21 protein-coding genes are annotated in these 22,322 nt (G+C 41.3%); 20 read left to right on the top strand and 1 reads right to left on the bottom strand.

The genetic code is table 11. The annotated features are described in order from the left end of the window. Positions 1–4 precede the first annotated feature (4 nt). The 20 genes from ACFWE9_RS03700 to ACFWE9_RS03605 all read left to right on the top strand — a co-directional run bounded on the left by ACFWE9_RS03700 (position 5) and on the right by ACFWE9_RS03605 (position 21,755). On the top strand, positions 5–310 hold the full coding sequence (locus tag ACFWE9_RS03700; RefSeq protein ID WP_061144653.1) for a YlxQ family RNA-binding protein: 306 nt from the start codon (positions 5–7) through the stop codon (positions 308–310). 19 nt (positions 311–329) lie between these two features. Further along, positions 330–2,486, top strand: coding sequence for a translation initiation factor IF-2 (gene infB / locus ACFWE9_RS03695; RefSeq protein WP_230158013.1), 2,157 nt, complete (start codon positions 330–332; stop codon positions 2,484–2,486). Then, on the top strand, positions 2,483–2,764 hold the full coding sequence (locus ACFWE9_RS03690; protein ID WP_057913375.1) for a DUF503 domain-containing protein: 282 nt from the start codon (positions 2,483–2,485) through the stop codon (positions 2,762–2,764). The genes infB and ACFWE9_RS03690 overlap by 4 nt, the downstream gene beginning before the upstream one ends. Positions 2,765–2,781: 17 nt before the next feature. Then, the gene (gene rbfA, locus ACFWE9_RS03685; protein WP_230158011.1) at positions 2,782–3,150 is read left to right on the top strand and encodes a 30S ribosome-binding factor RbfA; all 369 of its coding nucleotides are present in this window, start codon (positions 2,782–2,784) and stop codon (positions 3,148–3,150) included. A gap of 169 nt (positions 3,151–3,319) precedes the next feature. Then, positions 3,320–4,240, top strand: coding sequence for a tRNA pseudouridine(55) synthase TruB (gene truB, locus ACFWE9_RS03680; protein ID WP_230158009.1), 921 nt, complete (start codon positions 3,320–3,322; stop codon positions 4,238–4,240). Between the two features lie 33 nt (positions 4,241–4,273). Continuing rightward, positions 4,274–5,233, top strand: coding sequence for a bifunctional riboflavin kinase/FAD synthetase (gene ribF, locus ACFWE9_RS03675; protein ID WP_230158007.1), 960 nt, complete (start codon positions 4,274–4,276; stop codon positions 5,231–5,233). 138 nt (positions 5,234–5,371) lie between these two features. Continuing rightward, on the top strand, positions 5,372–5,641 hold the full coding sequence (rpsO, locus tag ACFWE9_RS03670) for a 30S ribosomal protein S15 (protein WP_057913371.1): 270 nt from the start codon (positions 5,372–5,374) through the stop codon (positions 5,639–5,641). Positions 5,642–5,959: 318 nt separating this feature from the next. Continuing rightward, entirely contained in the window at positions 5,960–8,077 is a 2,118-nt protein-coding gene (pnp, locus tag ACFWE9_RS03665) for a polyribonucleotide nucleotidyltransferase (RefSeq protein WP_230158006.1), read from the top strand. Between the two features lie 157 nt (positions 8,078–8,234). After that, positions 8,235–9,194, top strand: a complete 960-nt coding sequence (locus ACFWE9_RS03660; RefSeq protein ID WP_377355645.1) for a polysaccharide deacetylase family protein — start codon at positions 8,235–8,237, stop codon at positions 9,192–9,194. Between the two features lie 46 nt (positions 9,195–9,240). Further along, positions 9,241–10,467, top strand: a complete 1,227-nt coding sequence (locus ACFWE9_RS03655; protein WP_377355643.1) for a M16 family metallopeptidase — start codon at positions 9,241–9,243, stop codon at positions 10,465–10,467. A 171-nt stretch (positions 10,468–10,638) separates the two neighbouring features. Further along, the gene (locus ACFWE9_RS03650) at positions 10,639–10,908 is read left to right on the top strand and encodes a YlmC/YmxH family sporulation protein (RefSeq protein ID WP_230157997.1); all 270 of its coding nucleotides are present in this window, start codon (positions 10,639–10,641) and stop codon (positions 10,906–10,908) included. A 201-nt stretch (positions 10,909–11,109) separates the two neighbouring features. Then, entirely contained in the window at positions 11,110–12,012 is a 903-nt protein-coding gene (gene dpaA, locus ACFWE9_RS03645) for a dipicolinic acid synthetase subunit A (RefSeq protein ID WP_377355695.1), read from the top strand. After that, positions 12,009–12,611 (top strand): dipicolinate synthase subunit B, encoded by a 603-nt coding sequence (locus ACFWE9_RS03640; RefSeq protein WP_377355641.1) that lies wholly within the window; start codon positions 12,009–12,011, stop codon positions 12,609–12,611. The genes dpaA and ACFWE9_RS03640 overlap by 4 nt, the downstream gene beginning before the upstream one ends. A gap of 214 nt (positions 12,612–12,825) precedes the next feature. Next, positions 12,826–13,881 carry an aspartate-semialdehyde dehydrogenase gene (asd, locus tag ACFWE9_RS03635; RefSeq protein WP_377355639.1) on the top strand — a complete coding sequence of 352 codons (1,056 nt, stop codon included), beginning with the start codon at positions 12,826–12,828 and terminating at the stop codon, positions 13,879–13,881. 91 nt (positions 13,882–13,972) lie between these two features. After that, complete coding sequence (dapG, locus tag ACFWE9_RS03630) at positions 13,973–15,199, top strand: aspartate kinase (protein WP_230157987.1); 1,227 nt, start codon at positions 13,973–13,975, stop codon at positions 15,197–15,199. Between the two features lie 35 nt (positions 15,200–15,234). Next, positions 15,235–16,101, top strand: a complete 867-nt coding sequence (dapA, locus tag ACFWE9_RS03625) for a 4-hydroxy-tetrahydrodipicolinate synthase (protein WP_230157985.1) — start codon at positions 15,235–15,237, stop codon at positions 16,099–16,101. 312 nt (positions 16,102–16,413) lie between these two features. Then, the gene (locus ACFWE9_RS03620; protein WP_230157983.1) at positions 16,414–18,084 is read left to right on the top strand and encodes a ribonuclease J; all 1,671 of its coding nucleotides are present in this window, start codon (positions 16,414–16,416) and stop codon (positions 18,082–18,084) included. A gap of 127 nt (positions 18,085–18,211) precedes the next feature. After that, positions 18,212–18,961 carry a ClpP family protease gene (locus ACFWE9_RS03615; RefSeq protein ID WP_377355693.1) on the top strand — a complete coding sequence of 250 codons (750 nt, stop codon included), beginning with the start codon at positions 18,212–18,214 and terminating at the stop codon, positions 18,959–18,961. Further along, the gene (locus ACFWE9_RS03610; protein WP_230157979.1) at positions 18,958–19,188 is read left to right on the top strand and encodes a YlzJ-like family protein; all 231 of its coding nucleotides are present in this window, start codon (positions 18,958–18,960) and stop codon (positions 19,186–19,188) included. Before ACFWE9_RS03615 ends, ACFWE9_RS03610 begins: the two co-directional genes overlap by 4 nt. Before the next feature lie 236 nt (positions 19,189–19,424). Further along, entirely contained in the window at positions 19,425–21,755 is a 2,331-nt protein-coding gene (locus ACFWE9_RS03605) for a DNA translocase FtsK (protein WP_230157977.1), read from the top strand. Positions 21,756–21,785: 30 nt separating this feature from the next. On the opposite strand, the gene ACFWE9_RS03600 is transcribed toward ACFWE9_RS03605, so the two are convergent. Next, entirely contained in the window at positions 21,786–22,085 is a 300-nt protein-coding gene (locus ACFWE9_RS03600) for a DUF6509 family protein (protein WP_230157974.1), read from the bottom strand. Positions 22,086–22,322 lie beyond the last annotated feature (237 nt).

The following is a 22,322-nucleotide window of genomic DNA, read 5'->3' as shown; positions in this document are numbered from 1 at the left end:
CACCATGACCCAACAACAACAATGGATGTCTCTATTAGGTTTGGCCAATCGAGCACGCAAGCTAATTTCGGGTGAAGAATTAGTGGTTAAAGAGATTAGAAGCGGTAATGCCAAAGTTGTTATTTTATCCGCGGACGCTTCAAAAAACACTGAAAAAAAAATATCTGATAAGTGCGCATTTTATCAGGTTCCTTTAAAAAGAGTCGAAAGCAGGTCAATGCTCGGCCATGCGATAGGCAAGGATGCTAGAGTCGCCGTCGCAGTTCTGGATGAAGGTTTTGCACAAAAACTCCGAACGCTGCTCGATTAAATTTTACGGGGGTGAATGTATGACAAAATTGCGTGTATATGAATATGCAAAACAAAAGAACGTTTCAAGCAAGGATGTAATAAATAAACTTAAAGAAATGAATATAGAGGTAACAAATCATATGACAGCATTAGACGATTCAACTGTAAATAAATTAAACGATTCAATTAAACCTAAAAACGAAGATAAAAGTCAAGCTGCTGAACCAAAAGCTAACGCTACGGTTGCAAAATACGAAGCAGAAGCAGATGAGAAGAGTACGGTCAATAAAGAAAAGCTTAAGAAAAAACCACCAGTTAAACCTGTAGGTACAAAAAAACCGACTGGGCAGTTTAACCGCGGTCGCAATAATAAGAATAAAAATAATAAACAAAGACAACAAGCGCCAGCGGCTCCTGTTACAAAACGTAAAGAAAGAGAACTACCAGAGAAAATTACGTTTTATGAGTCTTTGACTGTTATGGAGCTTGGTAAAAAACTTCACCGTGAACCGTCTGAAATTATTAAAAAGCTCTTTATGCTTGGTGTGATGGCTACAATTAACCAAACTTTGGATAAAGATGCTATTGAATTGATTTGTACGGAATATGGTGTATTGGCTGAAGAAGAGATTCGTGTTGACCTTACTGACCTTGAGTCACTAGTCACTGAAGATGCTTCAGAAGATTTGATTGAGCGTCCGGCCGTAGTAACAATCATGGGCCACGTTGACCATGGTAAAACAACGTTGCTTGATTCTATTCGCCATACGAAAGTAACAGAAGGCGAAGCTGGCGGAATCACTCAGCATATCGGTGCCTACCAAGTTAAAGTTAACGACAAAAAAATCACTTTCCTTGATACACCAGGACATGCTGCGTTTACAACGATGCGTGCTCGTGGAGCTCAGGTTACGGATATCACAATCCTGGTCGTAGCAGCGGATGATGGTGTAATGCCTCAAACGGTTGAAGCGATTAACCATGCTAAAGCAGCAGAAGTTCCAATTATCGTCGCTGTTAATAAGATGGATAAAGAAGCAGCTAATCCAGACCGCGTCATGCAAGAATTGACAGAGCATGGTTTAGTTTCTGAAGCATGGGGCGGGGATACAATTTTCGTACCAATCTCAGCTAAACAAGGTGAGGGTATCGATAGCTTGCTTGAAATGATTCTGCTTGTTAGTGAAGTGGAGGAGTATAAAGCGAATCCGTCTCGTAAAGCAAATGGAACGGTTATCGAAGCTCGTTTGGATAAAGGACGCGGTTCCGTTGCGACATTGCTTGTTCAAAACGGAACGTTGAAAGTTGGAGATCCGATTGTTATCGGTAATACTTTCGGGCGTGTTCGTGCATTGGTTAATGATCTTGGTCGTCGTGTTAAGGATGCTGGTCCGTCAACACCGGTTGAAATCACTGGATTGAATGAAGTACCACAGGCTGGCGATCGTTTCATCGTCTTTGAAGATGAGAAAACGGCACGTCAAGTTGGTGAAGTTCGTGCACAGAGACAACTTGCTTCACAACGTAATGAAAAATCCCGTGTAACGCTTGATACATTGTTCGAGCAAATGAAAGAAGGGGAAATAAAAGAATTGAACATCATTCTAAAAGCTGATGTTCAAGGTTCTGCGGAAGCAGTTGCCGCTTCCCTGAATAAAATAGAAGTGGAAGGCGCTAAAGTGAAAATCATTCACACTGGCGTCGGGGCTATTACAGAGTCTGACATCATCCTTGCTACGGCTTCCAATGCTATCGTCATCGGATTTAATGTCCGTCCTGATGTGAATGCGAAGCGTGCAGCTGAATCAGAAAATGTTGATGTCCGTCTTCACCGCATCATCTACAAAGCGATTGAAGAGATCGAGTCGGCTATGAAAGGGATGCTGGACCCTGAATTCGAAGAAAAAATTATCGGTCAGGCTGAAGTTCGTACGACTTTCAAAGTATCTAAAGTCGGCACGATTGCCGGTTCATATGTTACTGAAGGAAAACTTACACGTGATAGCGGAATTCGCTTAATTCGTGAAGGTGTCGTCATTTACGAAGGTGAAATCGATGCATTGAAACGGTTTAAGGATGACGTTAAAGAAGTGGCAACCAACTATGAGTGCGGTATTACCATTAAAAATTACAACGACCTTAAAGAAGGCGATGTAATCGAAGCATATGTAATGGAAGAGATTGAACGTAAATGATCGTTGGCTCTGTCCAATGTGAATGCATTATCCATGATACCCATTCTTTGAAAGAAAAACGGGCCGTGTTGCAGCGTGTCATGACACGCCTTAAACAAAAGTTCAATATTTCGGTAGCCGAAACTGATTTTCAGGATTTATGGCAACGAACAAAGATTACTATCGTAACCGTAACTTCCTCAAGGAAGGCTACTGAGAGGGAACTTCAAAATGCCCTGAAATTTCTAGATTCTTTTCCTGAACTAGAGAGAACAATAACAGATATAGACTGGCTTTAGGCTATCGAGGTGATATTATGAGCCTTCGTTCAAATCGTGTTGGCGAACAAATGAAAAAAGAGCTGAGTGAAATTATTGGCCGGAAAATTAAAGATCCAAGAATTGGATTCGTAACAGTAACGGATGTCGAGGTTACAGGCGACCTTCAACAGGCAACAGTTTTTATTTCCGTTTTGGGTGACCAGGAACAACGGGAGAAAACCTTGCAAGGCCTAGCAAAGGCCAAAGGATTCATGCGATCTGAAATTGGGCAAAGAATTCGCCTGCGCAAAACCCCTGAATTGTTTTTTGAATTTGATGAATCGGTCGATTATGGTAATCGTATTGAGTCGTTGATTTCCCAAATCAATTCAGAGGAAAAACCGGCTGAAAAAGACGAAGAATAAGCAAGCAAAAGGAGGCCGACTCAATAAGTGCTTTGCACTTCTTGAAGTCGGTCTCTTTTTTTTGAATATGGAATATGTAAAAAAGCAATAAACACCTATTAAAATTGGATTATTTTCTTTGTGTTTCCCGTTTGAGGTGTTTTTTCTTTTAAATGATGAGGTGATAAAAGTGAATGGTATTCTACCATTAATGAAACCAAAGGGATTGACATCCCATGATTGTGTTTTTAAGTTAAGAAAGATTTTAAAAACAAAAAAGGTTGGGCATACAGGTACTTTAGATCCTGATGTCACAGGGGTATTACCGATTTGTATCGGAAGGGCAACGAAAATAGCTGAATATTTGACAGAAGCTGGTAAATCGTATGAAGGGGAAGTGACCCTCGGTTTTTCAACGGTAACCGAAGACGCAAGCGGTGAAAAAGTAGAAGAGAAAAAGGTTGCCGAAGTGATTCAGCGTGAACGGATACTAGAAGTGTTGGAATCATTGACAGGGAAAATTGATCAGACGCCGCCGATGTTTTCAGCCGTTAAGGTAAACGGCAAGAAGTTATATGAATATGCTCGTGCAGGAATCGAAGTGGAGAGGCCGACTAGAGAGGTCACCATCTACGAAATTACCCTTCTGGATGATCGTTCTGAATTCGTGGGAGAAACCATTTCTTTTCGTTTTCGTGTCAAGTGCAGTAAAGGAACGTATATTCGAACGCTTGCAGTCATGATGGGGGAAAAACTGGGCTATCCTGCACATATGTCAGATTTAATCCGGATTGAATCGGCTGGTTTTAAGCTAGAGGACTGTTTGACATTCGATGAGGTGGAAGCATTCATGGAAACCGGAAGAACGGATGATTTTCTGTTGCCTTTGGAGCGGGGATTATTTCATTTGCCCAAATTTAAGATTAGTGATAAAGTAGCAAAGAAAGTACTTAACGGTGCGGTATTGGAACAAACAGAGGATGTTGTTGTTGAAAAAGGGAAGCCTTTTGTGATGGTTGACCCATCTGATAAGGCCATTGCCATTTATCAAATACATCCGACAAAAGAGGGGCTAATTAAACCTGTAAAAGTATTGGCACAAGAATTATAGACCGTTTTGCCGTCGGAAAGAGGAGATTGAAAGGTGAAAGTGATCGCAATAGAGCATCCTCATCAATTTAATTCGGATGATTTTCCTGAGCTTGTAATGGCGCTTGGATTTTTTGATGGTATTCATAAAGGACATCAAATCGTTATTCAAACTGCCAAGAAAAAAGCCAAGGAAATGAATCTTAAGTCAGCAGTCATGACATTTGATCCGCATCCTTCTGCAGTATTAGGGAGGAAAACGGAGAATATCCGTTATATTACACCACTTGAAGATAAGGTGGATATCATAGAATCGATGGAGATAGATTATTTATTCATCGTCCATTTCAGCGAGGAATTTGCTTCGGTATTGCCGGAACGCTTCGTTGACGAATACATTGCCGGGCTGAATGTCCGACACGTAGTTGCAGGCTTTGATTATTCATACGGTCGCTATGGTCAAGGGTCGATGGAAGATTTGCCTGTTTATGCACAAGGAAGGTTTTCGCAGACGGTCGTTGCAAAACAAACCCTTGAGGATGAAAAGGTTAGCTCGACAAGAATCAGGGAGACTCTCGGAAATGGTGACTTTTCCGACTTTCATCATTTGGCTGGCCGACGCTATTTAACGAAAGGTCATGTCATTCACGGTGAAAAACGGGGCAGGAAGTTAGGATTCCCCACTGCTAATATTGAAGTGAGCAACGATTATATCTTCCCTGCTGCCGGCGTATATGCTGTCAGGATTAAAATCAGCGGTAAATGGTATAATGGAGTTTGCAATGTCGGTTACAAACCTACGTTCCACGAAGAAAAGCCTAAATATCCTACTGTGGAGGTTCATGTCCTGGAGTTCTCGGGAGATATTTATGGCAACCAGGTTTCTGTTGAATGGCATATAAGACTGCGAAGTGAGCAGAAATTTTCCGGACTTGAAGCATTGGTCGCTCAGATAGAAAAGGATAAACAAGATACGATAGAATATTTTTCAAAGCTTGAAGCTAAAAAAGGTTAGTTAGAGACAAGACTTGCAATTTTAATGAAATACATGTATTCTATTATATGTATGGAAATAACCATTGCTTGGCTAGTCGAGACTCCGACGCTGGCTCGGTAATCGGTGATTTTACAGAATTTTAGGAGGAATAATAACATGGCTATTACACAAGTACGCAAAAACGAACTTATCACTGAGTTCAGAACTCACGATACTGACACTGGGTCTCCAGAGGTTCAAATCGCAGTATTAACAGAAGAAATCAACAACTTGAACGGACACTTACGCACACATAAAAAAGACCACCATTCACGTCGCGGTCTTCTTAAAATGGTAGGTAAACGTCGTAATCTTTTAACTTACCTACGTAACAAAGACGTTACTCGTTACCGTACACTAATTAACAAATTAGGTCTACGTAGATAATTTTTTCAGGAAGGCGGGAAATTTCCCGCTTTTTTGATGTTAATCAAATGATTAGGACGTGTTCTATTTTAAGGCTGAGCCTTCGTCCTTGGGACTCGGCAGGAGCCGGGTCCTTTTCCGTTTATAAATGATCAGGATATACATAATCAAATGAATGAAATTTTTATTCATTTTACTGTTAATGCTTGTTTTTTTCGTGCATAATAGGAATAGTTTGGTTTTAACTCGAGTTCAGTTACTTTCACATAAATGATTTAATCCAATACAGGTTTAGGTAAACTAAGCCTCTAAGTGAAGATTCAGAGAGGGGTTTAATAAATGGGACAGGAAAAACATACGTATTCATTTGACTGGGCCGGCCGTAATGTAACGGTAGAAATAGGGCAATTGGCCAAACAAGCGAACGGAGCAGTTTTAGTCCGTTATGGAGAAACTGCTGTGTTAAGTACAGCAACAACTTCGAAGGAACCTAGAAATGTCGACTTTTTCCCTTTAACAGTCAACTACGAAGAAAGACTTTATGCAGTCGGTAAAATTCCAGGCGGCTTCATCAAGCGTGAAGGCCGGCCGAGTGAAAGAGCAATTCTTGCAAGCCGGTTAATAGATCGTCCAATCCGCCCGTTATTCGCTGATGGCTTCAGGAACGATGTTCAGATCATCAGCATGGTCATGAGTGTCGATCAAGATTGCTCCACAGAAATGGCAGCGATGCTTGGTTCATCTCTTGCACTTTCAGTTTCCGATATTCCGTTCGAAGGTCCAATTGCTGGAGTTGTAGTAGGAAGAATCAATAATGAATTCATAATTAACCCTACTGTTGACCAACTTGCAAAAAGTGACATCAATTTGACGGTTGCAGGTACTAAAGATGCGATCAACATGGTTGAAGCAGGAGCAAATGAAGTACCAGAAGAAACTATGCTTGAAGCAATCATGTTCGGACATGACGAAATCAAGAAGGTCATTGCATTCCAAGAAAAAATCGTTGCTGAAATCGGCAAGGCTAAAATGCAGATCGCATTATATCAAGTGGATGCAGAACTAGAAGCAGAAGTGAAAGGCCTTTGTGAAGCAGACTTGAACAAAGCAGTACAAGTTCAGGAAAAACATGCTCGTGAAGACGCGATTAAAGAAGTAAAAGATCGTGTGTTGGCTCATTATGAAGAAGAAACTGATGAAGCTAAATTAAAACAAATCAAAGAAATTCTGAATATATTGGTTAAATCCGAAGTCCGCCGTTTAATTACGGAAGAAAAAGTGCGTCCAGATGGACGTAATCCTGACGAAATCAGACCATTATCATCAGAAGTTACCATTCTGCCTCGTACTCATGGATCTGGATTGTTCACACGCGGACAAACCCAAGCGCTATCCATTTGTACATTAGGTGCACTAGGTGATGTACAGATTTTGGACGGGCTTGGAACCGAGGAGTCAAAACGCTTCATGCACCACTATAACTTCCCACATTTCAGTGTTGGTGAAACTGGTCCTATCCGTGGGGCAGGCCGTCGTGAAATTGGTCATGGTGCACTTGGTGAAAGAGCATTGGAACCGGTCATTCCAAATGATAAAGATTTCCCTTATACAATTAGACTTGTTTCTGAAGTACTTGAATCAAACGGGTCAACATCACAAGCAAGCATCTGTGCAAGCACTCTGGCAATGATGGATGCTGGTGTACCATTGAAAGCTCCAGTTGCAGGAATTGCAATGGGTCTTGTTAAAACAGGTGAGCACTATACAATCTTAACTGATATTCAAGGTATGGAAGATCATCTAGGGGACATGGACTTTAAAGTCGCTGGTACCTCAAAAGGTGTTACTGCCCTGCAAATGGATATAAAGATTGCGGGTCTTTCAAGAGAAATCCTTGAAGAAGCTTTACTTCAAGCCAAACATGGCCGGATGCATATTTTGGAATCAATGATATCAACAATCAATCAACCGCGTGAGCAGTTATCCAAATATGCTCCAAAAATCGTTACAATGTCTATAAATCCGGATAAAATCCGTGATGTCATTGGACCGAGCGGAAAACATATCAATAAAATCATTGAAGAAACTGGCGTGAAAATCGACATCGAACAAGATGGTACGGTATTCATATCATCTACAGATGAACCAATGATTCAAAAAGCGAAGAAAATCATCGAAGATATCGTACGTGAAGTCGTCGTGGGCGAACTATACTTAGGTAAAGTTAAACGTATTGAAAAGTTCGGTGCCTTCGTTGAAATCTTCAATGGTAAAGACGGTTTGGTACATATTTCTGAACTGGCTGAAGAAAGAGTCGGAAAAGTGGAAGATGTCGTTTCACTTGGCGATGAGTTATTAGTAAAAGTTACTGAGATTGATAAGCAAGGAAGGGTAAACCTTTCACGCAAAGCGGTCCTAAAAGAGCAAAAAGAGGCAGCTAATCCTTCTCAATCGTAATAGAAATGAAAATACGGCATGCGATTCCTTGTGAATCTGCATGCTTTTTTTATTTGAAAGTAATGGGGCGATATAAAGGGGAAACAGTATTAAAAGCATGTCATGTTCTACCTTGTCCGTTTTCTTCATACATTTTGGTATGAAGGGGGCGTAAAAAATGAATAATAAATGGAAGCAGATAGTTGCGATAAGTGCCATTGCAGGTATATCATGGTTATTAGTGCAAAATCCATATACACAAATTTATTTGACCCAATTAACAGATCATTCAGTTGCTTCAATGAAGCAAGAAGATGACCTTCTTTTACAAATAAAAGACTCATCAAAAAAATATGAGATTGCACCACAGGATGCACGAATAGATTCGGTTTGGAAAACCGTTCCTGCGTATAATGGCCTTAAGGTAAAAATTGACGATTCGTATAAAGTCATGAAGAAGGAGGGCGTATTCGATAAGGATAAGCTGGTATTTCAGCAGGTTCCTGCAAAGATACATATAGAGGATCTTGATCCGGCTCCGATTTACCGGGCCCATCCCGAAAAGCCGGTGGTTTCATTTTTAATCAATGTGGCTTGGGGAAATGAATACTTACAAGATATGTTGGCTGTTTTAAAAAAGAATAATGTCAAGGCTACTTTTTTTCTTGAGGGTAATTGGACGAAAAAGAATCCGGATTTGGCCAAGATGATTATGGCTGGCGGGCATGAAATTGGAAATCACTCTTATTCGCATCCAAATATGCAAAACATATCCTCACAGGCTACACGTGAGGAAATTCGAAAAACGAACGAAGTCATTGAAGCGGTGACAGGTGTGAAAATGAAATGGTTTGCACCCCCAAGTGGCAGCTACCGGGACGAAACGGTGAAAATTGCGGATTCTTTCGGTTTGGAAACCGTTATGTGGAGTGTGGATACGATCGACTGGCAAAAACCAAGCCCTGAGGTCCTTCAACAGCGCGTGCTCTCCAAGGTTCACCCAGGAGCATTCATTTTAATGCATCCTACGGAATCCACCGCAAAATCATTGGAAACATTAATTGTTGAAATAAAAAAGAAAGACTTGGATGTTGTTACCGTTTCAGAGGCAGTAGACGAAGAGCGATTGAATCCATGATGTTTTGGTTACGATAGCAGCATAGAATGATTGGGAGGAATGTTAGTTGATTAAGAAATACACGTGTCAAAATGGAGTAAGAATTGTATTGGAAAATATTCCAACAGTACGTTCAGCAGCAATTGGAGTATGGATCAAAACAGGTTCCCGAAATGAAACACCTGAGTTGAATGGAGTTTCACATTTCCTGGAGCATATGTTGTTCAAAGGGACCACTACGAGAAATGCGCGTGAAATTGCCGAGTCGTTCGATAGTATTGGCGGACAAGTGAATGCATTCACTTCAAAAGAGTATACATGCTATTATGCAAAAGTAATGGATAACCATGCTAGCTATGCGCTTGAAATCCTTTCTGATATGTTCTTCCATTCAACATTTGATGAAGAGGAACTGAAAAAAGAAAAAAATGTAGTCTACGAAGAAATCAAAATGTACGAAGACACACCGGATGATATTGTCCATGACCTCTTAAGTAAGGCGGTCTATGAAAATCATCCTCTTGCCTATCCTATATTGGGTACGGAAAACACACTTGAAACATTCAATAGTGATACTTTAAAGAAATACGTCCATGATATGTATACACCTGATAAAGTAGTGGTATCCATTGCTGGGAATGTGGATGAAAAGTTGATTCAAGAAGTCGAAAACTACTTTGGTTCGTATGAAGGCGGGAAAGAACGTCTAGAATTGCTCAAGCCATCTTTCCATGAAAATAGGATCACTCGTAAAAAAGAAACAGAGCAAGCCCACTTATGCCTTGGTTACAAAGGGTTGGAAATCGGCAATGACAAAACATACAGCTTGATTACCTTGAATAATATTCTTGGAGGAAGCATGAGTAGCCGCCTATTCCAGGACGTCAGGGAACAACGCGGCCTTGCCTATTCCGTTTACTCCTATCATTCCAGCTACCAAGATAGCGGTTTGGTGACAGTCTATGGGGGGACAGGCACAAATCAACTTGATAGCCTGTATGATACCATTCAGGGAACGCTGGATACATTAAAAAGGGATGGTATAACGGAAAAGGAGTTGCGCAATAGTAAAGAGCAACTTAAAGGAAGCTTGATGCTCAGTCTTGAAAGCACGAATAGCCGCATGAGCCGAAACGGAAAAAATGAGCTAATGCTGGGTGAGCACCGTTCCCTTGATGATATCATCATCAAAATTGACGAGGTGACGGAGAATACCGTGAATGAACTGGCAAACCAAATCTTCACGGAACATTCCTTGTCATTAGTGAGTCCGCTGGAAAACTGGGACAAATAAAAAGAATAAGTCTGTACCTTCCTTTTATTAATGGGAGGTCAGGCTTTTTTTTATATAAAAATCCTTGGAATAGAAGGCTTCAAAGTTATGGACAATATTTGGATAAATGCCTTCTAAGTTTATCTTTTTCGGATATAGATTGAATAGAAGGTGAAAAAGGGGGAGCTATAATTGAGATTGAGTGAACTGAGCGGGAAGGAAATAGTCGATGTGAACAGGGCGGAAAGATTAGGAATCCTCGGTCAGACGGATTTGGAAATAGATGAAACCGGACAAATTACCACGTTGATCATCCCTTCGGTCAAATGGTTCGGCCTCTTAAGGAATGGCAGTGAAATACGGGTGCCGTGGGAACATATAAAAAAAATCGGAACGGACATGGTCATCATTGATTTTCAGGAAGGGCTTTCACATGAGAATGGAGAGCATATGGACGGATAAAGACAGCAGAAAGTAAACATATGTTAAAAAAACGCCTCAGCTGGCAATAGCTAAGGCGTTTTTTCTTTTCTTATCACCGTTTTTTAAGTGAAAACATAAGATGCAGGGTAACTAGAGAATGCAGCAAATTGCTTCTTGAGGAAATGTATCATGAGGCGAGCAATGTTTAGGATCTTTTATATAAAGAAGGTGACGGTTTTAATGCTCACAGGCATGCAAATCGCTGTAATTGGTGGAGATGCGCGTCAGCTTGAAGTTGTCCGTAAACTGACGGAGCTCGATGCGAAGCTATTATTAGTAGGTTTTGAACAGCTCGACCATGCTTTTACCGGAGCGGTTAAGGAGAAAATGGAAGATATAAATTTCAAGGAAATTGATTCAGTTATTCTACCTGTCCGGGGCACAGATTCAGATGGAAAAGTGGAAACGATCTTTTCCAGCGAAGATGTTGTCTTGACTGAAGAAATGATAAAAAACACCCCGGCACATTGCGTTTTTTATGCAGGAATCAGCAATGATTACCTCAATGGAATATTTAAGAAAGCGGATCGCAAACTCGTTCTATTGTTCGAACGTGATGATGTGGCTATTTATAATTCTATACCTACTGTAGAGGGCGCGATCATGATGGCCATTCAACATACGGATTTCACTATCCATGGATCAAATGTGGCCGTTCTAGGACTTGGAAGGGTTGGTATGAGTGTAGCCCGGTCATTCCAGGCTCTTGGAGCAAAGGTTAAGGTGGGGGCAAGAAAAAGTGAAGATATTGCGAGGATCAGTGAAATGGCTCTAGCCCCTTTTCATTTAAATGATCTTGCTGCAGAAATGAAAAATGTTGATATATGTATCAATACGATTCCTTTTCCGATAATTACCGCAAAAGTCATTGCGAATATGCCCGTTCATACATTAATTATCGACCTTGCTTCAAAACCGGGGGGAACGGATTTTCGTTACGCTGAAAAAAGGGGAATTAAAGCGCTGTTGGCACCGAGCTTACCGGGTATAGTTGCCCCGAAAACAGCTGGTCAGATATTAGCGAACGCACTGGGACTATTGATTCAAGGTGAGTTCACGAAAAGGAAGGGGAAAAAACTATGAGTCTTCAAGGGAAACGTATCGGTTTCGGATTAACAGGGTCACATTGCACATATGATGAAGTGTTTCCTGAAATAGAAAAACTTGTAAATGAAGGGGCAGAAGTCATTCCAATCGTAACATCGACCGTACAGAACACGGAAACCCGTTTTGGGAAGGGCGAGGATTGGGTTGAAAGGATAGAAAAATTGACGGGGAATCACGTCGTTGATACAATCGTCAAAGCAGAACCATTAGGACCTAAATTGCCGCTTGATTGTATGGTGATTGCCCCTTTAACGGGCAACTCCATGAGTAAAATGGCAAATGCTCTTACCGATTCGCCTGTACTTATGGCTGCAAAAGCGACGATGAGAAATCACCGTCCGGTTGTGGTCGCAATATCAACCAACGATGCACTTGGGTTAAATGGTGTCAATCTAATGAGGCTGATGGCAGCAAAAGATATTTATTTTGTTCCGTATGGCCAGGATAATCCAGTAGGGAAACCGAGTTCCATGGTTGCCAGAATGAGCATGATAAGGGATACGATCATTGCGGCTCTGGAGAGGGAACAAATTCAACCGGTAATCGTAGAAAGGTTCAAGGATGATTTAAACTGATCAAGTGTTCTGACACGCTCCCGCTTTCTGATTACTGACATATTATGCATGAATTTGTAGGTTGAAGTTATAAAAAACCACTCCACTACCAGAATATTTTGTTTAAGTGCGACCCTTTGGAATGTTAATATGATAAAATAAATGATATTCTGAACAAGTAGAAGTAAATCCAACAAATAACTAATTTTAAGAGATAGAAAAGGAGTATGGACAAATGACTGAGACACAGGGATTGCATATTGCAGTTGTGGGAGCAACTGGAGCAGTAGGACAACAAATGATTTCAACACTCGAACAACGGGACTTACCGATAAAGAAAATAATCTTTTTATCATCGGCTCGTTCCGCAGGAAGCAAACTTACATTTAAGGCCGAAGAAATCGAAGTGCAGGAAGCAAAACCTGAAAGCTTTGAAGGCATCGATATCGCTTTATTCAGTGCTGGAGGAAACGTGTCTAAGGAATTGGCTCCAGAAGCAGTGAAACGCGGCGCGATAGTCGTGGATAATACGAGCGCATTCCGCATGGATGAAAATGTGCCGCTGGTTGTGCCTGAAGTAAATGAAGAAGATTTGAAACAGCATAATGGGATCATTGCCAACCCGAATTGTTCAACTATCCAAATGGTAGTGGCATTAGAACCTATCCGCCAGACTTACGGCTTATCCAAAATTGTTGTTTCTACTTATCAGGCTGTTTCAGGTGCAGGAGTCGCAGCGATAAATGAATTAAAAGAACAAGCTCGCGACTTGCTTGATGAAAAAGAAATAACTCCAAAAATTTTACCGGTAAAAGGGGACGAAAAGCATTATCAAATCGCATTTAACGTCATTCCCCAAATCGATAAATTCCAAGATAATGGGTTCACATTTGAAGAGATGAAAATGATTAATGAAACAAAGAAAATCATGCATATGGATGACCTACCGGTAGCAGCTACATGCGTAAGGCTTCCTGTTGTTACAGGTCATTCAGAATCCGTTTATATTGAAGTTGAAAAAGAAGGCGTAGCGGCTTCTCAAATTAAAGATTTGATGAGAACGGCACCTGGAATAGTGTTAGAAGATGAACCGGAACAACAACTTTACCCAACACCTGCATCGTCCGTCGGCAAGAATGATGTATTTGTCGGTCGGATTCGCAAAGATTTGGATGAGGATAAAGGCTTCCATTTATGGGTGGTTTCCGATAATCTATTAAAAGGAGCAGCTTGGAATTCTGTTCAAATTGCGGAAAGCCTTTTAAAATTAGGTTTGGTGACCGTTAAGTAATAATTACAATAGAAAATTAAATTCTAACAGGATAGAGAGTTTTTGTCAGCTTCCCGAATCGGGAAGCTGGCTTATATTTGGGGTGCATATTATGAAAATTATCGTCCAGAAATTCGGTGGGACATCCGTTCGTGATGAGAAAAGCCGTACATTTGCGAAAGGCCATATTGAAAAGGCGATCAACGAAGGCTATAAAGTGGTGGTAGTCGTTTCAGCTATGGGAAGAAAAGGAGATCCCTATGCAACGGATACCTTGCTTTCACTAATAAATGGGGCAAAAACCAGCCTTTCAAAGCGAGAACAGGATTTACTTATGTCAGTAGGAGAAACAATTTCTTCTGTTGTATTTACGAACATGCTGTTAGAAAACGGTATAGGAGCCGTTGCATATACTGGAGCACAAGCGGGATTCTTGACTAATACCGACTATTCAAGTGCGAAAATTGTAGAAATGAAATGTGACCGTCTCATGAAAGAACTGGAATTGAAGGATGTAGTCGTTGTGTCAGGATTCCAGGGAGCGGCTAAAAATGGGGACATCACGACCATCGGCCGGGGAGGTAGCGATACTTCAGCGGCAGCATTAGGGGCGGCATTGCAAGCTGAAAGGGTCGACATTTTTACGGATGTGGAAGGTATCATGACTGCAGATCCACGTATTGCGGAGCAAGCACGTCCATTATCCATCGTTTCATATACGGAAGTTTGCAACATGGCATATCAAGGGGCGAAAGTCATTCATCCACGAGCTGTTGAAATTGCCATGCAGGCCAAAGTTCCGATTCGGATTAGGTCAACATATAGCGAAGGTTTGGGAACACTAGTTACAGGTGTGAACAAAGGCAGCCAGGGCAGTGACATTCGTGAAAGGCTCGTAACCGGGATTGCCCATGTTCCAAAAATCACACAAATCAAGGTGCGCGCAAAAAAAGATCAATACAATTTACAGGCAGAAGTTTTCAAAGCAATGGCCAATGCCTCCATTTCAGTGGACTTTATAAATATTTATCCGAGTGGCGTAGTTTATACCGTTTCGGAAGAGATGACAGAACTGGCCCTTTCCATTTTGGCCGAGCTTGGTCATGAACCGGTCATTGAACGAAATTGTGCCAAAGTTTCCGTTGTAGGTGCAGGCATCAACGGAGTGCCAGGCGTTGCAGCGAAGATTGTCACAGCGCTTTCAGAGAAGGAAATTGCCATTCTCCAGTCAGCGGACAGCCATACGACTATTTGGGTCCTCGTAAAAGAGGAAGATTTAATTGAAGCTGTTAATTCACTTCACTATGCGTTTCAATTGCATGAAAATGAAGTCCAATAATCATAAGGTTTTATTAATTAAAGAGGTGTTAAAAGATGATATTTGGTAGAGTATCAACCGCAATGGTCACTCCTTTCGATAGCAAGGGAAATGTTGATTTTCAAAAAACGACAACATTGGTCAATTATTTATTATCGAATGGAACGGATTCACTTGTGATTTCGGGTACGACAGGGGAATCTCCAACTTTATCTTCGGAGGAGAAAATTGCCTTATTGCGTCATGTTTCGAAGGTTGTTCATAAACGAGTGCCCATCATCATGGGTACAGGAAGCTATAATACGTATGCTTCCATTGAATTGACAAAAAAAGCAGAACAAAACGGTGCAGATGCGATCATGCTGGTGGCCCCGTATTATAGTAAAACGAATCAAGAGGGGTTATACCAACATTTCAAAGCGATTGCAGCTAGCACGACTCTGCCTGTAATGATTTATAATATCCCTGGGCGTGCTTCGGTCAATATTGAACCGGAAACGATCATCCGTCTTTCAAAAATTCCTAATATCGTAGCCGTGAAGGAAGCGAGCGGTGATTTAAACGCGATGACTCAAATCATTGCCGGAACGGATGATGAATTTGCATTATACAGTGGGGACGACGCTTTAACACTCCCTGTTTTAGCGATAGGCGGTGTGGGGGTAGTTTCAGTTGCTTCCCATATTGCTGGTAATGAGTTACAGAAAATAGTGGAAGCCTTCATCAGTGGGAACTTGAAAGAGGCAGCCCGGCTGCATCAGGAACTTTTACCGCTTATAAAGGGTTTGTTTGCAGCGCCAAGCCCTGCACCTGTGAAAACAGCGCTTCAGTTATTTGGAATTGACGTTGGATCGGTGAGACTTCCAATCGTGCCATTGACGGAGCAGGAGCGCCTTGCATTAACTAAGGTATTAAAAAAATAAAAAGTCACGGAACAAGCTGATCGTTGAAGATTGGCTTGTTTTTACATAAAGATGTATTTGAAAGTGGGTTCATATCCAGTTTGGGGTTTGGGTTAAAACAATGAGATTTTCATAAGTCTTAACAGCGAAAATCGGATAAAAACACGTGAAATAAAAGGGATGAATGTCTCATACATAAGTGAAATGAATTTAAAAAGAAATTAAGTGAAAAAACCCCTCTGAAATTGGTAAGTGTTGTCATGTTTTTTGAATATCGGTTATAATGAAATCATTGGGAAATTATGAACGGGATTTTTTAAGGAGGATATTCGATTGGGTAAAGATAAAAATAATGGCATAAAAGTCATTTCTCTTGGAGGACAAGGGGAACTTGGTAAAAATATGTACGTCGTTGAGGTGAACGAAGACATTTATCTTCTTGATGCAGGTTTGATGCTGCCAGGAGAAGAAATGCTTGGAATCGATGCGGTTATCCCTGATATTTCTTATTTAATGGATAATAAAGAACGTGTACAGGGGATATTCATTTCCCATGGTCATGAAGACCATATGGGAGCGCTCGCTTATGTTTTGAAATACTTACCAGTTCCTGTTTATGGAACGAAGCTTACACTTGCTTTAATCAAAACGAAATTAAAGGAAGATGGCTTTAATGGACGGGCAACATTTACGGAGATCGATTCAGATTCTCTTTTAAGTTTCCCACAAGCAGCCGTGTCTTTTTTCCGGACTAACCATAGTATTCCCGATTCTGTCGGAGTCGTGATCCATACCCGTGATGGTGCGATCGTATACACAGGGGATTTCAAATTCGACCAAGCGGCAACCGATTTATATAAGCCGGAAATCGGTAAAATGGCTAGTATCGGTGAAGAAGGTGTCCTATGTTTGCTATCGGATAGCACGGGTGCTGAGAGGCCAGGTTATACGACATCAGAAGCCGTTGTTGCCAGGGATATTACAGAAGCATTCCATGCTGCCTCGGGAAGGATCATCGTTGCGTGCTTCGCATCAAACATCAACCGGATCCAACATGTCTTCAATGCGGCAGCAGCAAGTCGCAGGAAAGTGGCAGTTGTAGGAAAAAGTCTTCAACGTGTTTATGAAACAGCCCTGAACCTTGGGTATTTAAAGGTCGAGGATGAGCTAATAATCCCAATTAATGAAATTAGCCAGTATGACGACCGTGAAATCGTCGTATTATCGACAGGTCACCAAGGGGAGCCCATTGCGGCGCTTCAAAAAATGGCGAAACAGACGCATAAACAGGTAACGATAAAAAAAGGTGATACCGTTTTGATCAGTGCATCACCCCTGCAGGGCGGCGAACTAATTTTATCAAAAACGGTCGATTTGCTTTACAGGGTAGGTGCTGAAGTAGTATCTGCCAACAAATATAAAGTGCACGTAACGGGGCATGGCAGCCAAGAAGAATTGAAAATGATGATCAATCTGATGAACCCTAAATTCTTTATCCCGGTACATGGAGAATACCGCCATTTATATGCCCATCAAAAAGTTGGGGTCGCAGCGGGTATAAAGAAGGAAAATATCGTAATTGCCGAAAAAGGTGATGTCATCGAACTAAAAGGCGATAAAATGAGCCTATCCGGCAAAGTTTCTGCAGGAAATATCTTGATAGATGGCAGTGGTGTTGGCGATGTGGGCAATATCGTTCTCCGTGATCGTCGCTTGTTGTCTCAGGATGGCATTTTGATTGTCGTCGTCACTCTGAACCGTCAGGATAAAAGTATTGCTGCAGGACCTGAAATCATTTCCCGTGGATTCGTTTATGTTCGTGAATCAGAAAAAATGATCGCCGAAGCAACTGAAATAGTAAGTGAAATCGTAAAGAAAAATGGATCACGCCAACCTTTCGATTGGTCTACGCTGAAGCAGGAAATGCGTGATGCCTTAAACCAATTCTTCTATGAAAAAACGAAACGCCGTCCGATGATTTTACCAATCATCATGGAATATTAAGTAAAAACCCCTGATAAGCATTATCAGGGGTTTTTTTCTCTCTGTGTCAAACCACTTATATCTTTAAGAATGAAGTCCAAGACTCGTGACATAATAAAGCTATAGGATTTAAGTGAAAGGGGTTGGCATAGTGGATAATGCACCATTACCAAATGAAAATGAAGGCAGGCAGGAAGGTAAGAATTCTACTTTAATCGAAAAGATCCAGCAGCTGGGGTCTACAAATGTCCCGCAACTATCTCAGGACTCAAAAATCCATTGTTTGACGATCATTGGACAAATTGAAGGACATATGCAGCTGCCACCTCAAAATAAAACGACCAAATATGAACATGTTATTCCACAAATTGTGGCAATTGAGCAAAATCCCAATATTGAGGGGCTACTGGTCATTTTAAATACAGTGGGAGGAGATGTTGAAGCAGGACTAGCCATTGCAGAGATGCTGGCTTCCCTATCAAAGCCTACAGTGTCGATTGTACTAGGGGGCGGACATTCGATAGGTGTGCCTATTGCGGTTTCGTGTGACCATTCCTTTATAGCTGAAACGGCGACGATGACGATTCATCCCATTCGTTTGACAGGTCTGGTTATTGGGGTGCCTCAAACCTTTGAATACCTCGATAAAATGCAGGAAAGAGTCATTAAATTTGTTACACGACACTCCAATGTCACGGAAGAAAGTTTTAAGGATTTAATGTTTGCTAAAGGAAATCTAACCCGTGATATTGGCACGAATGTAATCGGGTCGGAGGCAGTTGAAATCGGTATGATCGATGATGTTGGAGGAGTGGGTCAAGCCATGAGAAAACTAAATAGCTTCATGGAAGAAAGAAGGCCAAAAATAGCAAGCGAAGAGGAGGGGCTTCTTCAATGACGCTCTATACGATCGTTCCTGATGAAATTATTTTCCCTCATCACCACGAGAAGACGGCGAACTTGATAGAAATGATCTATAATGGTGTACATGTCATGGTAGAGCATGATGGGGGACGTACGTTTCGCATAGATCGAATAGTGAGCACGGATCCTGAAGATTATATGAATGTTCACATTCAGCCAGGGGCTGTCATCAATATGTTCGAACAGATGAATAGCAGGTAGTAACGACTAACTAAGGAAAATTATGATATACTGGAGTGAAAATCAGCAGCCGCTTGGCTGCTTTATTCATTATGTGGGCAAATTGTCCTTCTATTATAGAAATGGTATATATATCAAGGACAAGGTCATTTTTATTTGGTATAATCAAGGAGCGAACGTTTGTTTTGTGAAGGGAAATCACGATGTAATGTTGAATAGGAATGTTAGAATAGTTTCATGAAGAATCAGGTGATATTATGGCAAAGAAGAAATACAGAAAAAAGAAAAGTACAGAGAAATTAAAAATAACGCTTAAATATGAATTGATTGGCTTGACCTTGATAGGGTTGGCTATCATTGCCATTGCCAAGCTTGGAGCAGTGGGAAACGGGTCGGTCCTTTTAATCCGCTTCTTTATGGGGGAATGGTATATCCTCTTTTTGTTGGGTGCGATTGCTGCCGGTTTCTATTTGATGATTAAGAGAGAGGTCCCATACCTGTTAAAACGGCAGTTGATCGGTACATACTTCCTTGTTGCGAGCATGCTCTTGCTAAGTCATGTAACACTGTTTAATATGCTTGCAGATGGAGGTCCGTTCACGAAGCCGAGCGTCATTTCGAATACGTGGGAATTATTCTGGATGGAAGTGACAGGCAAGGCCAGCACGAAGGATCTTGGAGGCGGAATGATTGGAGCGATATTATTTGCTGCTTCTTACTTTTTATTCGACGAAGCTGGTTCGAAAATCGTTTCAGTCCTTTTTATCATTGTAGGGGCCGTGCTATTGACAGGGAAAACATTAGGTGAAACCCTAGGAAAGTTTTTCATGGGTCTTGGAGGTTTTTTCAAAACTCAATGGTCAGCGTTCAGAGATGATGTGAAAACGTGGAATGAAGACAAAAAAGAAAAGAAAAAAAGTCCCGTGAAAAAGAAAAAACGAGAAAAAGATCCGGTTGAAGAAACGGATCAGACCCTTCATCAAGAAGAGGAAACACAGCAAATGGCAACGGAACGGATCATTTCTAGTTTTGCTGATAAAGCCTATAGCGATGAAGCGGAAATAATTCCGGTTGCAGCAGAACCTGCAGCTGTAAGTACAGAGGACCAGGATGATGCCGTACCGCCTATGAATTTTACGGAAGTGGAAAATAAAGAATATCTATTACCGCCGCTCTCTTTATTATTGCAGCCCCAAAAAACGGACCAAAGCGGTGAGTATCAATTAATTCATGAAAATGCGGCAAAACTTGAACGCACCTTCCATAGCTTTGGAGTGAAAGCGAGGGTCACGCAAGTTCATTTAGGCCCTGCCGTAACGAAATATGAAGTGCATCCGGATGTAGGGGTGAAGGTAAGTAAAATTGTCAGCCTATCCGATGACTTAGCCTTAGCGCTTGCCGCGAAGGATATTCGTATCGAAGCTCCGATTCCTGGTAAATCAGCTATTGGCATAGAGGTACCTAACTCCGAAGTGGCGATGGTGTCATTAAGGGAAGTTTTAGAAGCGAAAGAAGTTGACAAGCCTGACGCAAAACTACAAATAGGTTTAGGGCGAAATATTTCTGGTGAAGCGGTTAAGGCGGAGCTCAATAAAATGCCCCATTTACTAGTGGCTGGAGCAACAGGAAGTGGGAAATCCGTTTGTATCAATGGCATTATCACGAGTATCTTGATGCGGGCAAAACCGCATGAAGTGAAAATGATGATGATCGACCCAAAGATGGTGGAGCTAAATGTCTATAATGGAATTCCGCATTTACTCGCACCTGTCGTGACGAATCCAAAGAAAGCTGCACAGGCTTTGCAAAAAGTGGTCAGTGAAATGGAACGCCGATACGAACTATTTTCTCATACAGGTACGCGTAATATTGAAGGATACAACGATTATATCAACCGGTATAATATTGAAGAAGATGCCAAACAACCACTTTTACCTTATATCGTAGTCATTGTCGATGAGCTGGCTGATTTGATGATGGTCGCCTCAAATGATGTAGAGGATGCCATCACACGTCTTGCACAAATGGCGCGGGCTGCAGGCATCCATTTGATAATAGCCACTCAGCGGCCTTCTGTCGATGTCATAACAGGGGTCATTAAAGCGAACATCCCATCTCGAATTGCTTTTAGTGTCTCATCAATGACCGATTCGAGAACGATTCTGGATATGGGCGGAGCCGAAAAACTGTTGGGTCGGGGTGACATGCTTTTCTTGCCTGCTGGAGCTTCAAAACCGGTCCGGGTCCAAGGGGCCTTTTTATCAGACAATGAAGTTGAGGAAGTTGTCACATATGTAATTTCACAGCAAAAAGCACAATATAACGAAGAGATGATACCGGATGAAATTGCAGAAACTTCAAATGGTGAAGTCGAAGATAGTTTATACGGTGATGCGGTATCCTTGATTTTAGAAATGCAGACGGCATCAGTTTCCATGCTGCAGCGTCGTTTCCGAATCGGTTATACGCGGGCGGCAAGACTTATTGATGAAATGGAAGCAAGGGGAATTGTCGGTCCATATGAAGGCAGTAAGCCACGAAATGTATTGGTGGCTAAAGATGAACAAGACGAAGCGCATTTATCATAGGTAAAAAAAAACCGGGCCATGGCCCGGTTTTTAATTATTCATCGCTTCGTCAAAATGTTTAAGGCAAAAGTCGGTAATCATCGCTTTTTCATCTTCCTCTAAATCGAATTCGAGCGCACCTTCATTCCCTTTTTCAAATATATCATATTTAATCAGTTTGCCTATTTGTTCTTCAACTACAAATAGTACCCGGATATATAAACCATTTTCTGAAAAGAGCTCATCCTCTTCCGGCACTTCAATATCCAAGAACAACTCGTAACGCTCCCCGGTTAAAATACCAAATGGATCATTCAATTTTTCAATACTGTATTCTGTAATGTTTAACATCATGTGTACATCCCTTCAAAGAAGATAATCCTATTATACAGGAAATCGGTATATTGAACAGAAAGCTGGCCGCAATCCGTTTGCATTTTTTTTGATTTTTATCTGATTTAGGAGAATAATCGTACAATTAATCAAGCCTTGTCTAGATTGAAAGACATAGATGAGGGTAATTTCTCCTAAATTCTTTTTAAGTAAATAGTAAAACACTATTTATTTATATCAAAAAAAATGTTATAT

The sequence above is a fragment of the Peribacillus sp. NPDC060253 genome (assembly GCF_042727425.1).
Classification (GTDB): domain Bacteria; phylum Bacillota; class Bacilli; order Bacillales; family DSM-1321; genus Peribacillus.
Note: the sequence above shows the minus strand (reverse complement) of the source record. Positions and strands in the feature narration are given on the sequence as shown.